Annotated in this window: 14 protein-coding genes; 3 read left to right on the forward strand and 11 right to left on the reverse strand. The window is 46.0% G+C overall.

Features of this window, described 5'->3' with window-relative positions; all coding sequences use genetic code 11:
• Positions 1–20: 20 nt before the first annotated feature.
• Both pgeF and FD961_RS04775 read right to left on the reverse strand, forming a co-directional pair.
• Positions 21–764: a peptidoglycan editing factor PgeF gene (pgeF, locus tag FD961_RS04770; RefSeq protein WP_215392897.1), complete on the reverse strand. Its 744-nt coding sequence runs from the start codon at positions 762–764 to the stop codon at positions 21–23.
• A 2-nt stretch (positions 765–766) separates the two neighbouring features.
• Positions 767–1807, reverse strand: a complete 1041-nt coding sequence (locus tag FD961_RS04775) for an RluA family pseudouridine synthase (RefSeq protein ID WP_251371211.1) — start codon at positions 1805–1807, stop codon at positions 767–769.
• A gap of 20 nt (positions 1808–1827) precedes the next feature.
• On the opposite strand from FD961_RS04775, the gene FD961_RS04780 reads away from it, so the two are divergent.
• Positions 1828–2715 (forward strand): outer membrane protein assembly factor BamD, encoded by an 888-nt coding sequence (locus FD961_RS04780; protein ID WP_215392898.1) that lies wholly within the window; start codon positions 1828–1830, stop codon positions 2713–2715.
• Positions 2716–2793: 78 nt separating this feature from the next.
• On the opposite strand, the gene alr is transcribed toward FD961_RS04780, so the two are convergent.
• Positions 2794–3894: an alanine racemase gene (alr, locus tag FD961_RS04785; protein ID WP_215394355.1), complete on the reverse strand. Its 1101-nt coding sequence runs from the start codon at positions 3892–3894 to the stop codon at positions 2794–2796.
• A gap of 74 nt (positions 3895–3968) precedes the next feature.
• Between alr and lplT the strand changes: the two genes are divergently transcribed.
• Positions 3969–5288: a lysophospholipid transporter LplT gene (gene lplT / locus FD961_RS04790; RefSeq protein WP_215392899.1), complete on the forward strand. Its 1320-nt coding sequence runs from the start codon at positions 3969–3971 to the stop codon at positions 5286–5288.
• Between the two features lie 13 nt (positions 5289–5301).
• Here the strand turns inward: lplT and FD961_RS04795 are convergent, their stop codons facing one another.
• The 8 genes from FD961_RS04795 to scpA are packed head-to-tail and all read right to left on the reverse strand — an operon-like array spanning position 5302 to position 14442.
• On the reverse strand, positions 5302–5838 hold the full coding sequence (locus tag FD961_RS04795; RefSeq protein WP_215392900.1) for a DNA polymerase III subunit psi: 537 nt from the start codon (positions 5836–5838) through the stop codon (positions 5302–5304).
• A complete protein-coding gene (gene rimI, locus FD961_RS04800) occupies positions 5835–6362 on the reverse strand; it encodes a ribosomal protein S18-alanine N-acetyltransferase (RefSeq protein ID WP_215392901.1) in 528 nt (175 codons plus the stop codon). Before rimI ends, FD961_RS04795 begins: the two co-directional genes overlap by 4 nt.
• Positions 6362–7093 carry a tRNA (adenosine(37)-N6)-threonylcarbamoyltransferase complex dimerization subunit type 1 TsaB gene (tsaB, locus tag FD961_RS04805; RefSeq protein ID WP_251371213.1) on the reverse strand — a complete coding sequence of 244 codons (732 nt, stop codon included), beginning with the start codon at positions 7091–7093 and terminating at the stop codon, positions 6362–6364. Before tsaB ends, rimI begins: the two co-directional genes overlap by 1 nt.
• A gap of 33 nt (positions 7094–7126) precedes the next feature.
• Positions 7127–7594 (reverse strand): VOC family protein, encoded by a 468-nt coding sequence (locus tag FD961_RS04810; RefSeq protein WP_215392902.1) that lies wholly within the window; start codon positions 7592–7594, stop codon positions 7127–7129.
• A 17-nt stretch (positions 7595–7611) separates the two neighbouring features.
• On the reverse strand, positions 7612–9648 hold the full coding sequence (gene accC / locus FD961_RS04815) for an acetyl-CoA carboxylase biotin carboxylase subunit (RefSeq protein WP_251371214.1): 2037 nt from the start codon (positions 9646–9648) through the stop codon (positions 7612–7614).
• Between the two features lie 15 nt (positions 9649–9663).
• A complete protein-coding gene (locus FD961_RS04820; protein WP_215392903.1) occupies positions 9664–11196 on the reverse strand; it encodes an acyl-CoA carboxylase subunit beta in 1533 nt (510 codons plus the stop codon).
• Positions 11197–11206: 10 nt separating this feature from the next.
• Positions 11207–12232 carry a methylmalonyl Co-A mutase-associated GTPase MeaB gene (gene meaB / locus FD961_RS04825; RefSeq protein WP_215392904.1) on the reverse strand — a complete coding sequence of 342 codons (1026 nt, stop codon included), beginning with the start codon at positions 12230–12232 and terminating at the stop codon, positions 11207–11209.
• A gap of 23 nt (positions 12233–12255) precedes the next feature.
• Positions 12256–14442 carry a methylmalonyl-CoA mutase gene (scpA, locus tag FD961_RS04830; RefSeq protein WP_215392905.1) on the reverse strand — a complete coding sequence of 729 codons (2187 nt, stop codon included), beginning with the start codon at positions 14440–14442 and terminating at the stop codon, positions 12256–12258.
• Positions 14443–14538: 96 nt separating this feature from the next.
• Between scpA and FD961_RS04835 the strand changes: the two genes are divergently transcribed.
• The gene (locus tag FD961_RS04835) at positions 14539–15177 is read left to right on the forward strand and encodes a GntR family transcriptional regulator (RefSeq protein WP_215392906.1); all 639 of its coding nucleotides are present in this window, start codon (positions 14539–14541) and stop codon (positions 15175–15177) included.
• Positions 15178–15249: the final 72 nt, after the last annotated feature.

The raw sequence follows: 15249 nt of genomic DNA on the forward strand, positions 1-15249 counted from the left end.
TCAGATGACAATTAATTGAATTAGGAAATCCAAATCAGATTAGTAAATCTACCCGTTACACCATCGCGACGATAAGAAAAAAATTGATCTGCTTGGGTAACCGTGCAATGGTTGCCGCCATAAACCTCATCAACACCGACTGACTTGAGATGACCGCGGGCTAATTCGTAAAGATCTGCTAAATACTTTCCAGGCTTGCTAGCAATGGCCTTAAACACATCCTCTGAATAAACGATTCCAGTGGCTTGAAATGCATCCACTACATCTTGACCTACCTCAAAAGCATTGGGTCCTATGGAGGGCCCAAGCCAAGCAACGATGTTGTCATCATCATCCTTAGTCAGTTTCTTCATTTCTTTGACAGTGTTTTCAAGCACTCCGGCGCTAAGCCCTCTCCAGCCAGCATGGGCAGCGCCAATGACAGAGCCAGCATTATTTGAAAATAAAACGGGTAAGCAATCCGCAGTCATGATGGCCAAAACTTCATTTGGAATATTGGTGACAATGGCATCCGCCACCAAAACACGATCCTTGGGTGTGCTGACTATAGTTCCGTGCACTTGCTTTAACCAAATGGGTTCCGTCGGGAGATGCTCTTTTAATAATGCCCTGTTGGCTTTAACGTGATCCAATAAATCACCGACATGATCTCCAAGGTTGAGCGAGCTATAAGGAGATTCACTAACGCCACCGAATCGGGTTGTAACTAAAGACTGAACTTGCTCTGGACATGGCCATTGCGGCCTTAGAAACTCTAAACCCATTGTTATGAGCGAGACTCGTTTTGAATAGAGGCCAACACAAGGGATTCTTGCGGAAGGTCAGATTCAGATAAATTAACCTCAGTCAGCAGGCCCATTAAATCAGGAGGCGGTAGACGGAAGCAGCTTATTAGGTCGTGGCTTACAGGGTGCTGCAGGCTTAAAGCAAATGCATGCAAAGCTTGGCGCTCAAAAGGCAATAACTTGGCAACACCTGGTGTCTTTTTGCGATAAACAGGATCACCTAATAATGGAAACCCAAGAGACTCTAGATGCACCCGAATTTGATGGGTGCGTCCAGTTTCCAATCGGCACTCGAGTAAGGCAACAGACATTTCCCTAAACGTTCCTTTGGCTAAGCGACGAAATAATGTTGCAGCAGGCTTACCTTGTGGGCTACCTGCAGCCATTTTGAGTCGATCACGTTGATCCCGGCCAACCGAGGCAAGGACCTTACCTTGACTGGGTGCTTCACCCCAAACCAAAGCTAAATATCTACGGCCAACCGTTCTTTCCTGTAGTTGCCTCACAAGTGAAGTTTGGGCTTGGGATGTTCTAGCAACCACCATTAATCCCGAGGTATCTTTATCCAATCTATGGACAATACCTGCCCGCGGTAAAGACTTCAGCTCCGGATATTTAAATAAGAGGCCATTTAATAAGGTGCCCGACCAATTCCCGGCCGCCGGATGCACCACCAGACCAGGGGGTTTATTGATCACAATGATCGCATCGTCCTCGTAAACGACATCCAAAGAAATATCTTCAGGACTAAAGGCGTACTGCTCAGGCATTTCTTGGGGAAATACCCTAATACTCTCCCCGCCTCTGAGTAAATAACGGGCTTTAGTGACCTTGCCATCGACCATGACAGCCCCCGCCTCTACCCATGTCTTAAGCCGGTTTCGGGAATAATCAGGCAAGGAGCCTGCTAGCACCTTGTCTAGGCGTTCACCAGCCATCTCCATGGGAATATCCAGGGAGATGAAATCCTCTTCATCGATATAATCAATGGGATTCGAATCAGGAGTTTGCGGCAATGCCACGCTTAAAGAGCCTTTCAGTTATGTCCGACGTAATATCAGACGCCAGTTTAAGGCTTGCTGGGTCTTCAGCTCCTCAAAAACACTTTTCTCGCCTTGGCATTGCTCCAGCTGCCCTACTGCTTGCATTTATTTGCACCTTACTCCTGCTGGGCGGATGTGCAGGTAGCGATGGTCAAAAAGATGACACCGATATCTGGTCTGAATCAAAGTTGTATTCAGAGGCAACGGATAAATTAAATGATGGTGATTTTGCTAAGTGCGGTAAATACTTTGATAAGTTAGAGGCCCGTTTCCCATTCGGACCTTATTCGCAGCAGGCGCAAATCAATGCGGCCTATTGTTACTGGAAAGCACAAGAACAAGCTCAAGCTCTGGTTGCAATTGATCGCTTCATTAAGTTACATCAGGGTAGTCCAACTTTAGATTACGCGTACTACCTCAAAGGTCTGATTACCTTTAACGATGACTTAGGTTGGCTCGGTAAATTTACTGGACAAGACTTAAGCGAGCGAGATCCAAAAGCAGCCAAGGAAGCTTTTGAATCCTTCAAGACAGTCGTAGAGCGATTCCCAGACAGCAAGTACGCACCAGACTCGCTGGATCGGATGCGATATATCGTCAACTCATTGGCTGAGGCTGATGTCATTGTTGCCCGCTTCTACTACCAGCGTGGTGCCTACCTTGCATCGGCCAATAGGGCTCAGCTCGTGATTCGTGATTACGATCGCGCACCAGCGGTTGAAGAAGCGCTCTATATCCTGACAAAGTCTTATGAAAAATTGGGTATGACTCAATTAAGTAACGATACTGCCCGCGTATTCAAGCTGAATTTCCCCGATAGTCAAATGCTAGAAACTGGTCAGCGCGTTCAAAAGGAACGTAAGTGGTGGCAGATCTGGAATAAGTAATTACGGGGTGAAATTACAAACACCAAATAAAAAATCCTCTTTCGTAGAGGATTTTTTATTTGGTGAAGTGAATTGGAATTACTTAATTGCCACAGGCACCCTCGGTGCAACAGCGCAAAGCAACTCATAGCCTATGGTGTCGCTCATTCTGGCAACCTCATCTACCGGCACTCGATCACCCCATAATTCAACAACACTACCAATCTTTGCGTGAGGAATATTCCGCAGGTCTACTGCCAACATGTCCATTGAAACGCGACCTACGAGCGGACAGATTGCTCCATGAATATCATTCCCATCATTGCCAACCCAAACGGGGGTACCGTCTTTGGCGTGACGTGGGTAGCCATCCGCATATCCACAGGCAACAATACCAACACGCATTGCCTCTGGAGCCTGATAACGACCACCATATCCAATTCGATCACCTGACTGAAGTTCTTGAATATCAATGATTTCACTATGCAGCTGCATCACCGCTTTCAGGTGTGCATGCTCAATATCTTGATATAAACCAGTTGGTGATGCGCCATACAGCATGATGCCGGGACGAACCCAGTCTCCCAAGGAGTTCCGATGCCAAAGGATCGCCGCTGAATTAGCTAAAGATGTAGGACCCTCTAAGCCTTCAATAGACCGATTAAATATCTCTTGCTGATCATCAACTGTAGGCTGCCGATCAATTTGATCCGCATTAGCAAAATGGGTCATGTGATGCATCCGAAAGCCAGCAGAATGGAGGCGATGAAATGCCGTTCTATAGGCAGCAGGCTTGAGCCCCAAGCGATTCATCCCGGTATTCATTTTGAGAAAAACACTAATAGGCTTGTGGACTTTATCTGCGTAATGTTCAAGCCACTCAACCTGGCCTTCACAATGCACCACTAAGTCGCAATGCAGTTCTTGAGCAAGATCTAATTCATTTTCATGAAATAAGCCCTCTAAGAGCAAAATTCGCCCCTGCCAGCCATGCTCCCTCAACCAAACAGCATCCTGAACATCCAACAAGGCAAACCCATCGGTCGAACCAAGACCTTTGAGGGCGGCCTCAAATCCATGACCATAAGAACGGGCTTTAATGACCGACCAGATCTTGGAGCTAGGAGCAAGCTCCCGAACACGGTTTAAGTTATGCTGAAAGGCCTGAGTATGAATAGATGCCAAAATTGGTCTATTAATCAGGCTATTAGCTGAAGCACCCATATCCACCCCTCCTTTCATGTTTTAATTGCATCAATGACTAGATTGTACGAATGAACCGCAGTTTTTACATCATTATGGCGGCGCAATTTTTTTCGTCGCTTGCTGATAATGCCCTGCTCATAGCAGCAATTGCCCTCTTGGCCCAGCTCAATGCTCCGGCCTGGATGACCCCTTTACTCAAATTATTCTTCGTATTGTCCTATGTTCTGCTCGCTGCCTTTGTGGGTGCTTTTGCAGATTCCCGTCCCAAAGGCAATGTCATGTTCATTACCAACACAATCAAGTTTGCTGGTTGCGTAGTGATGCTTTTAGGCAGTCATCCACTATTCGCCTATGCGATAGTCGGTCTTGGTGCTGCCGCATACTCCCCTGCAAAATACGGAATTTTGACCGAATTGCTACCCCCTGAGAAATTAGTAGCTGCCAATGGTTGGATCGAGGGACTTACCGTCGGCTCGATTATTTTGGGCACCGTATTGGGTGGCGTTTTAATCAGCAGCACGGTCTCTCAGAGCCTGCTGGCTTTCGACATGCCAAGCTTTGATACCGGTGTTGATACCCCAGCTGAATCAGCGATTCTCATCATCATGATGATTTATATCGTGGCCGCTTTAATCAACCTCAAGATTCCAGATACAGGCGCACGCTATGTATCCCAAAAGACTAACCCCGTCGCCTTGATTAAAGACTTTGCAATTTGCTTTAAAACCCTCTGGGATGATCGTCTAGGGCAAATCTCCTTGGCAGTAACCACTTTGTTTTGGGGTGCTGGTGCTACCTTGCAATTTATTGTGATTAAGTGGGCGCAGGTTGCACTACATATGAATCTCTCACAAGGGGCGATTCTGCAGGCAATCTCTGCTGTAGGCGTAGCTGGCGGTGCCGTATGGGCGGCATGGCGAGTACCATTGCGTAAGTCACTAAACGTCCTACCATATGGAATTGCAATGGGGCTAGTGGTCTGCGTCATGGCGATCTACAACTCTGACATGTTGCCAAATACGCCCTTATTAAGTTTTGGCAAATTACAAGTCACCCTGAATTTGTTACCTGCTTATTTATTGCTGATTTTGGTTGGTTGGCTAGCCGGTTATTTTGTGGTGCCCATGAATGCGCTACTCCAGCATCGCGGTCACGTATTAATGTCAGCAGGTCACTCTATCGCCGTGCAAAACTTTAACGAAAATATTTCTGTTTTGGCGATGCTTGCAATGTACTCACTACTGATTTGGCTGGATTTGCCAGTGCAATACGTGATCATCGGTTTTGGCGTAGTGGTCAGCTTGATTATGTGGATGGTGATTAAGAGACACGCCCGTAATCAAGCAGAATATGATTCTATGCACCTCATCGGCGAGCACAAGCACTAAAAGCCGATTGGGCTCAAATATTTTGGAGTACTGATTTAGCCAGCAAGAGATCTTGCCACAGGAGTGACTTATCTTTTGGTTGGGCAGCCAATTGTGCCAAATCAAAGGAAGCAATAACGGGAATCTCTTCATCGCTACCGGTATTTAAGGCTAAGATAGTTTCACGCAACTGCGGCAATGGATCTCGTTCACCAGTAATTTTTTGAGCCGCAGGTCCGCCAAAGGCAAAAGCAACTACTGGCATCCCATTATCTGGTAAATGGATCTGTGAAAGACTGTCGCTGGGACTCTTCCAGGACCACTCATTACTATCAAGACCTAAGACACGAATAACATTTTGAAATAGGATTTGTGCATCACCTTGAGGCTTGCTGCCAAAGAACCACCAATATGCCCTTGGCTCAGCTTGAATAGCCTCATGATGGGCTTGAGCGGGAGCATGGGTTATGGCGGCTTCTTTTGTGACCTCTAAACCCTGAGGTGAACCCTCTCGTGAAGTCCACTCAGTTATTCCCATTTCCTTCAGAAAGCCTGAATTTAAGTTGCTCATTCCTGTAGCTTAATCGATTTAGCCATCACGATGGCATCCTCGCGATTTCCAGTCTGTTCACTAGTTGGATAATAGTTTTTACGAATACCGATTTGCTCGTACCCCAACTTTTGATACAAGGCTACTGCAGATGAATTGGTAGGCCTGACCTCTAAGATGATTCGCGGCATTTTTTGCTGTAATGCGACACCCTCAATGGCTGCCATCATCCGCGAACCAAGGCCTAATTGCCTTAGTTTGGGTGATACCGTAATGTTCAAAAGGTGCAATTCATCTACAGCAGGAAATAAGATGCAGTAGGCCCATAAAACACTTGGATCTAAAAAAGTGCCCTCAACTCCACTAGCTTGATCTGCCTGAGGTCGAATACAGTAAGCCCAATGACCTGCATTTAAGGAATCTGTGAAATTTCCTTTTGTCCATGGATGGATATGGGAGACAGATTCGATAGCAAGAACTTCATCTAGATCAGCCATCTGCATTGGCATGAATGAAAGCTCAGCAGCACTCTCTTGCGCTGCCATTACGGACGACCCTTCTTGAAGACTACTTCACGCTCTTCAGTTGTTAAGGCAACCTTATTGCGGATATAGAGTGGCTCCAAATCATGGACGTTTATTTGCAAGCCAAGCTGGAGCATGCTCTTGGCAACCTCCATTACACCTAATGCTGAAATCATTATTTCTGAATCTAGTGCGCTTGAGGAGAGAGAATGCTCGGAAAACAAGCGATCGCCGTAGGCTTCAATTGCGCTACCCGCAAGATAGGAAATATCTCTGAGATCAATCTCCTCAGGCTTTGACAGGTGAATTTCGCCGATTCTTTTAGGCAAACTCTGCAAGTCCTTCTGTTCGTACTTCGCCCAATAGATCTCATCCATGCGTGCATCAATCGCAATAGCAAAGTATTTTGGAGCGATGTTTTTATATTGTGTTGTCTTCACAACTTCTGCTGCTATAGCATCCAAACTGGCTACCGGGAGAACGAGTAAGTTAGCAGATGTGGCAAGTCCCTGAACGACAGCGACGCCCAAGCGAACACCCGTAAAGGCGCCTGGCCCTACCCCAATAGCAATAGCATCCAAGTTAGATAAGCGCTCGTTCGCCTGACTCAAAAGATCTTCTATCCATGGAAGCAAAAGCTGACTGGCCCCAGCCGATACCAATTCGTGTCGGAGTTCAGGAGTAGAGTCACCTAAGGATAAAGCCACCGAGCACCATGCTGATGAGGTGTCGATAGCTAATAAGCGCGTCAATTCAAGCTCGATTCATTAGGATGTAAACCTAAATTATGAACGCAATCCTGCTATCACTTCAGGAGGAGCTTGCACAAGCTCAATAAGTACGCCTTCACCACTAAAGGGAAACTCGTCATTGCTCTTGGGATGAACAAAAGTAATTTCATGACCACCAGCCCCCATGCGTATTCCACCTGGTGCAAAACGCAAGCCATTGGCCGATAGCCACTCCACAGCCTTTGGTAGGTCATCAACCCAAAGGCCGATGTGATTTAACGGTGTTTGATGTACCGCAGGTTTTTTCTCAATATCCAATGGTTGCATGAGATCAACTTCAATCTCATGAATGCCCGACCCAATCGCGCAAATATCTTCATCAACGTTTTCACGTTCAGAGACAAATGTGCTCTTGTACTCAAAACCCAATAAATCAACCCAAAGCTTTTTGAGGCGATCTTTATTTTCACCACCAATAGCAATTTGCTGAATACCCAAAATTTTAAATGGCTTAGTTGTCATGAATCTATTTACCTCTCTTATTCAAAGCGAATGATAAGTTGATCAACCGCCAAACTTTCGCCCTCTTTGGCACAGATTTCAGCAACCACACCATCTTGAATCGCTGAAAGTGTGTTCTCCATTTTCATCGCTTCAATAGAGGCTAATTTCTGACCTGCGGTAACCGCTTCACCGACTTTGACGGCAATTTTTGTGAGTAGCCCAGGCATTGGAGACATTACTAGCTTGGAAGTGTCTGGTGGAAGCTTTACCGGCATACGGCTTTGTAGCTCAGCGCCTAGTGGACTTAAGACCATACACTCGTAATGTGCACCATCTAGTACGAGGTAAAACTTAACGCCCTTTCTTTCCACTTGAGCAGTGACTTTACTGGTGCGATTAATGGTTGCGTGCAAAGTAATTTGCCCAGGACGCCAACTGCTCTCGATGTCATAACGACTAACACCATCTTCATCATCAATGTAAACAGAATAAATACCATCTTTGAGCTCAATACGGACCGGCTCTTCATGAGGATCAAGCATCGAACCTGTTTTTTTACCGGTTACTACGACAAATTTCTTCGCAATTACCATCTCATGACCGGCCAACTGACCGTCAATCATCTTAATGTGCTCGAGATAGCGATAACGCATAAAGGCAGCCAATGCTGCAAGGCGTTTGGGGTCTGCCGGCTGTACGGAGTCCTTTTTGAAGCCCTCTGGATATTCTTCAGCAATAAAGCCAGTTGTGAAGTCACCATTAACAAAGCGTGGGTGCTGCAATAAAGCAGCTTGAAATGGGATATTGGAATGAATGCCGCGTATAACAAAATCATTCAATGCAGCGCGCATCTTCTCAATTGCCTCTGTACGATCTTTACCATGAACAATTAATTTTGCGATCATGGAGTCGTAATACATCGGGATCTCACCCCCTTCATAGACGCCGGTATCAACACGGACACCATTAATAGATTCTGGTGGACGATATTTCACAAGGCGGCCTGTAGAAGGCAAGAAATTTCGGAACGGATCATCCGCATTAATACGGCACTCCATAGACCAGCCATCCAGTTTGACGTCTTCTTGTTTAAATGCCAGTTTTTCACCTGCAGCAACACGAATCATCTGTTCGACTAAGTCAAGTCCAGTGATACTTTCTGTTACTGGATGCTCAACTTGTAAACGAGTATTCATCTCCAAGAAATAGAAAGATTTGTCCTTGCCAACCACAAACTCCACTGTTCCAGCTGATTGATAGTCCACCGCTTTGGCCAAGGCCACTGCTTGCTCGCCCATGGCTTTACGGGTGGCCGGATCGATAAATGGTGAGGGTGCCTCCTCTATAACCTTTTGATGACGACGTTGGATAGAGCAATCCCGCTCATTTAAATACACTACATTGCCATGAGAGTCTCCTAGCACCTGAATCTCAATGTGGCGAGGACCTTCAACGAACTTCTCAATAAAGATGCGGTCATCACCAAAGCTATTCATTGCCTCGGTCTTACAAGCAGCAAATCCTTCGGCAGCTTCCTTATCATTAAATGCAACGCGCAAGCCTTTGCCGCCTCCACCAGCTGAAGCCTTAATCATCACCGGATAACCAATCCCTTGTGCAATCTTGACAGCCTCTTCTGTGGTATCAATAGCTTCGTTGTAACCTGGAATGGTGTTGACTTTTGCATCCAGCGCGAGTTTCTTGGATGCAATCTTGTCACCCATTGCCGCAATGGATTGATGTTTGGGTCCAATAAAGACAATACCCTCTTCTTCACAGCGCTTAGCAAATTGTTCATTCTCAGATAAGAAGCCATAGCCCGGATGAACAGCCTCAGCACCGGTATCTTTGCAGGCCTGAATGATTCGATCCATCACGAGGTAGGACTCTCGAGAAGGTGCAGGCCCGATGCAGATAGCCTCATCAGCCAGTTGGACGTGACGCGCCTCTTTATCCGCCTCAGAGTAGACAGCTACAGTCTTGATGCCCATCTTTTTGGCAGTGTTCATCACACGGCATGCAATTTCGCCGCGATTCGCAATCAAAATTTTCTTAAACATTTTCGTAGTCATATTATGTCGGCGCCTTTACAGAGGAATATTGCCGTGTTTACGCGCGGGGTTCTTCAAGTCTTTGTCTTTGAGCATTGCTAGTGAACGCGCAATCCGCTTGCGGGTTTCATGAGGGAGGATGACGTCATCAATATAACCACGACGCCCAGCCACGAATGGGTTCGCAAACTTTGCCTTGTACTCTGCTTCTCGAGCAGAAATTTTTGCTGGGTCTGATTTCTCTTCGCGGAAAATAATTTCTACAGCACCTTTAGGGCCCATCACAGCAATTTCAGCCGAAGGCCATGCAAAGTTCACGTCACCACGTAAATGCTTTGAAGCCATCACGTCATAAGCACCGCCATAGGCTTTGCGAGTAATCAAAGTTACTTTAGGAACTGTGCAGTCTGCATAAGCGTAAAGTAACTTGGCACCATGCTTGATAATGCCGCCGTATTCTTGTGCTGTACCTGGCATAAAGCCTGGAACATCCACTAGGGTCACGACTGGAATATTGAATGCGTCACAGAAGCGCACGAAGCGAGCTGCCTTAATTGAAGCTTTAATATCCAAGCAACCTGCCAGCACCAATGGTTGGTTGGCTACGATTCCGATAGAGCGACCTTCCATACGGGCAAAACCAATCACAATATTCTTAGCGTAATCAGGTTGAAGCTCAAAGAACTCACCATCATCCACAATCTTTTCAATCAACTCTTTCATATCGTAAGGTTGATTTGGATTAGATGGAACAAGAGTATCTAACGAGAAATCTGGCTCTTCATTACGATTAGCGCCTTTGATTAGCGGTGTTTTTTCACGGTTTGATAGTGGCAAGTAGTTAAAGAAGCGGCGCAACATCATGATCGCATCAACATCATTCTCAAACGCTAAGTCGCAAACACCCGAAACTGTTGAATGCGTTACCGCACCACCTAACTCTTCGGCAGTAACATCTTCATGGGTTACGGTCTTAACCACCTCGGGACCAGTAACAAACATGTAAGAGCTATCTTTGACCATAAAGATAAAGTCGGTCAATGCTGGTGAATACACAGCACCACCGGCTGATGGACCCATAATCAGGGAAATTTGAGGAATTACGCCAGAAGCGGTGACATTACGCTGGAAAATTTCCGCATAGCCCCCTAATGAAGCTACGCCTTCCTGAATTCGAGCACCCCCAGAATCATTCAAACCAATTACTGGAGCGCCAACCTTGAGAGCCTGATCCATGATCTTGCAAATCTTTTCAGCATGGGCTTCAGACAATGAACCGCCAAGCACGGTGAAGTCTTGTGAAAATACAAATACCAGACGGCCGTTGATCATTCCATAGCCAGTTACTACACCATCACCTGGCACGGTTTGATCGACCATTCCAAAGTCGTAGCAACGATGCTCAACGAACATATCCCACTCTTCAAATGTACCCGCATCAAGCAAGAGCTCAATACGCTCACGAGCAGTTAACTTCCCTTTAGCATGCTGAGCTTGAATACGTTTTTGCCCACCACCTAGACGGGCCAGCTCACGCTTCGCCTCCAGTTGTTGAATGATTTCCTTCATTACCGACTCCTTAGAAAAATTCATGTCCCATGGACTCCAATAGACGTCTAGCCGCTACTGATGGCGCCATGGTTCCCTGATTTACTTGTGCCACTAAGCTTGGTAGAAGCGCTTGAACCGCCTCATTACTACGAAATGCGTTTTTAAGTCCTGCATCAATGCGATCCCACATCCAAGCGCCCGCTTGTTGCTTGCGACGTGAATCAAATTTTCCATTCGCTCTTTGGAGGCGTTGAAAATGGGCAATCTTGTCCCATAGCTCGGGAATACCTTTACCCTCAAGCGCACTCAAGGTCATCACCGTTGGATGCCAAAATGCTTCGTTATGCGAAGCGTGATCAGGATTGCCCTGAAAGCCTAATAAGCGCAGAGAGCTTGTGATAAATAGCTGGGCGCGCATTGCAGCATCTGGATCAAGATCCACTTTATTGATCACGATCAGATCGGCAATTTCCATCACACCTTTTTTAATGGCTTGGAGATCGTCGCCCGCATTAGGTAGCTGAAGAAGTAAAAATAGATCAGTCATGCCTGCTACCGCAATTTCACTTTGGCCAACGCCAACGGTTTCTACGATGATGATGTCAAAGCCTGCTGCCTCAGCTACCAGCATAGCTTCTCGTGTTTTTTCAGCTACGCCACCCAAAGTGAGGGAGGATGGGCTAGGCCTAATAAAAGCATTCTCCAGAACTGATAGGCGCTCCATGCGGGTTTTATCACCCAAGATCGATCCACCTGACAAACTAGATGATGGATCTATTGCCAGCACTGCAACGCGATGGCCCTTTTCAATTAAATAGAGTCCGAGCGTTTCTATTAGAGTAGATTTACCAACCCCTGGAACTCCAGAGATGCCCAAACGAAAAGACTTTCCAGTTTTCGGCAGCAGCGTATTGAGGACGTCATCAGCTCGTTTGCGATGATCCAGGCGTGTTGATTCAAGTAGCGTGATGACCTTCGCTAATGCACGTCGCTGTTTAAGCGATGGCGCACCAGTGAGATCACTCACCAAAGCAAGATCAGCAGATTCGAGCATACGCAGCAGTCCCTTAGGTTTTATTAAACCGGTTTGACTGATTTACGAATTTGCTCCAACACATCCTTAGCGGAAGCCGGGATCGGGGTACCTGGTCCATAAATACCCTTTACGCCTGCTTCATAAAGGAACTCATAGTCTTGCCTTGGAATGACTCCACCAACGAAAACGATGATGTCATCAGAGCCCTGTTTCTTCAGCTCAGCAATGATTGCCGGCACCAAAGTCTTGTGACCAGCAGCTAGAGTGGATACACCAAGCGCATGTACGTCATTCTCAATCGCCTGACGGGCACACTCTTCGGGCGTTTGAAACAAGGGACCAATGTCAACGTCAAAGCCCAAGTCTGCATAGGCGGTAGCAACGACCTTAGCGCCGCGATCGTGACCATCTTGACCTAACTTAGCAATCATCACACGTGGGCGACGTCCAAAATCTTTAGCAAAGTCAGCGATTTCAGTTTGTAATTTTGCCCAGCCATCCGCTGAGTCATAAGCAGCTGCATACACTCCGGTCACCTTTTGAGTATCGGCGCGATGGCGCCCGTAAACTTTTTCCAATGCATCTGAGACTTCACCAACAGTGGCGCGTAAACGAATCGCATTTACAGATAATTCCAATAAGTTACCAGTGTTCTCTTCCGCAGCTTTTGTCAGCGCTTCTAATGCAGCTTCTACATTTTTACTATCGCGTTTCTGTTTTATATCTTTTAAGCGAGCCACCTGACCTTCACGAACTTTATCGTTATCGATCATCAAGACATCGACCAGATCTTCTTTGCCCAACTTGTACTTGTTCACACCAACGATGACGTCAGAGCCAGAATCAATTTTGGCTTGCTTTTCAGCAGCTGCAGCTTCGATCTTTAACTTGGCCCAGCCACTTTCCACCGCCTTAGTCATGCCACCCATGGCATCAACTTCTTGAATGATTTCCCAGGCTTTATCTGCCATCTCTTGAGTCAAGTTTTCCATCATGTAAGAACCAGCCCATGGATCAATCACGCTAGTGATATGTGTTTCCTCTTGCAGGATTAACTGGGTATTGCGAGCAATGCGGCTTGAAAATTCTGAAGGCAATGCAATTGCTTCATCTAACGAATTGGTGTGCAGAGATTGTGTGCCACCAAATACAGCAGCCATCGCCTCTACGGTAGTTCTGACCACGTTGTTGTATGGGTCTTGTTCAGTCAATGACCAACCAGAAGTTTGACAGTGCGTACGCAACATCAATGACTTTGGATTTTTTGGCTCAAATGATTTCATAATCCGCCACCACAGCAATCGCGCTGCGCGCAGCTTAGCAACTTCTAAGTAAAAGTTCATGCCAATCGCAAAGAAGAACGAGAGTCGCCCCGCAAAGCCATCCACATCTAGACCTTTTGCTAGGGCTGTTTTGACATACTCTTTACCGTCGGCCAACGTAAAGGCTAGTTCTAATACCTGATTCGCACCCGCTTCTTGCATGTGATAACCCGAAATCGAAATCGAGTTAAATTTCGGCATATGCTTTGCGGTGTACTCAATAATGTCGCCAATAATGCGCATTGAGGGTTCTGGTGGATAAATATACGTATTACGCACCATAAACTCTTTCAGAATATCGTTCTGAATTGTTCCCGATAAGAGCTCTTGCTTAACGCCCTGCTCTTCGCCAGCTACGATATAACCTGCTAAGACAGGTAATACAGCGCCGTTCATAGTCATGGATACGGATACTTTATCGAGCGGAATGCCATCAAACAATATCTTCATATCCTCTACTGAATCAATCGCTACCCCTGCCTTACCAACGTCACCAGTGACGCGCGGATGATCGGAGTCATAGCCGCGATGCGTTGCTAAGTCAAAAGCTACAGAAACTCCTTGACCGCCCGCATCCAATGCTTTGCGATAAAAGGCATTGGATTCTTCAGCAGTTGAAAAGCCTGCGTATTGACGAATCGTCCAAGGGCGAACGGAATACATTGTTGCCTGAGGACCGCGCACAAAAGGTTCAAAACCAGGAAGAGTATCTTTGTAATTGAGTCCTTCAGTATCTGAAGATGTGTATAGGGCTTTTAAATGAATACCATCTGGCGTATTCCAACCTAGTTTGTCTACATCCCCATTGGGAGCTGATTTCTGCGCTGATTTTTTCCACGCATCCAAATTGGACTCTGGAAATGATGGCCACGCCTTACTAGATGAATTTTTCTTTTCCGAACTCACTAAGCACCCCCTGAATAGATTTGTTGCATTGCATATAAGATTTGCTAATTCTGCTTGACTATTTGTAATTTGTCTAGCTATCATGTATACATAATTATGAATACAAAACTGAATAATCGACCGCTTTACGAAGATGTAGCCGATCGACTTCGTGAGCAGATATTTAGCAAGCAAATAGCTCCTGGAAGCTGGCTAGATGAACAAGGCCTGGCTGAACAATTCGGGATTAGTCGCACACCCATGCGTGAGGCAATCAAAGTATTGGCATCGGAAGGTCTGGTAACGATCAAAATGCGCCGCGGTGCATATGTAACCGAAGTAGCCAGAAAAGATTTAGAGCAGATTTTTACAATCCTCTCCCTGCTTGAAGGTGAAGCAGCTAGGGAAACGGCGACTAAAGCTACAGAGGAAGAGTTAAACCAGCTCGACTATTGGCATCACCGCCTTGAAAAAGCAGCGGCAGATAGAGATATAGAGCAATTCTTTGAAATTAATGGCAAATTTCATGAATTAATACAAGAAATTGCTGGAAATCGATGGATGAATGGCGTTATTGCCGATTTGCGAAAAGTACTAAAACTGCATCGCAGGGATTCTCTCACCAGTACCGGAAGACTGCAAAATTCTCTTATCGAGCATCGTGAAATTCTGAATGCCCTATTAAAACGAGATCAAGTGGTAGCTGAAAAGGCTATGCGAAATCATCTAGCTAGAGGTCTTGAAGCACTTCGCTAAAATAAAAACTCTATAAATAATAAAGGCTTAGAAGATTATTCTAAGCCTTTATTTTATGTACTACTTAACCGA

Source organism: Polynucleobacter sp. TSB-Sco08W16, assembly GCF_018687455.1.
GTDB lineage: Bacteria > Pseudomonadota > Gammaproteobacteria > Burkholderiales > Burkholderiaceae > Polynucleobacter.

Coding starts and splice junctions, on each gene's coding strand:
- pgeF (WP_215392897.1), bottom strand. CDS start 764: ATGGGTTTAGAGTTTCTAAGGCCGCAATGGCCATGTCCAGAGCAAGTT.
- FD961_RS04780 (WP_215392898.1), top strand. CDS start 1,828: ATGTCCGACGTAATATCAGACGCCAGTTTAAGGCTTGCTGGGTCTTCA.
- lplT (WP_215392899.1), top strand. CDS start 3,969: ATGAACCGCAGTTTTTACATCATTATGGCGGCGCAATTTTTTTCGTCG.
- FD961_RS04795 (WP_215392900.1), bottom strand. CDS start 5,838: ATGAGCAACTTAAATTCAGGCTTTCTGAAGGAAATGGGAATAACTGAG.
- rimI (WP_215392901.1), bottom strand. CDS start 6,362: ATGGCAGCGCAAGAGAGTGCTGCTGAGCTTTCATTCATGCCAATGCAG.
- FD961_RS04810 (WP_215392902.1), bottom strand. CDS start 7,594: ATGACAACTAAGCCATTTAAAATTTTGGGTATTCAGCAAATTGCTATT.
- accC (WP_251371214.1), bottom strand. CDS start 9,648: ATGACTACGAAAATGTTTAAGAAAATTTTGATTGCGAATCGCGGCGAA.
- FD961_RS04820 (WP_215392903.1), bottom strand. CDS start 11,196: ATGAAGGAAATCATTCAACAACTGGAGGCGAAGCGTGAGCTGGCCCGT.
- meaB (WP_215392904.1), bottom strand. CDS start 12,232: ATGCTCGAATCTGCTGATCTTGCTTTGGTGAGTGATCTCACTGGTGCG.
- FD961_RS04835 (WP_215392906.1), top strand. CDS start 14,539: ATGAATACAAAACTGAATAATCGACCGCTTTACGAAGATGTAGCCGAT.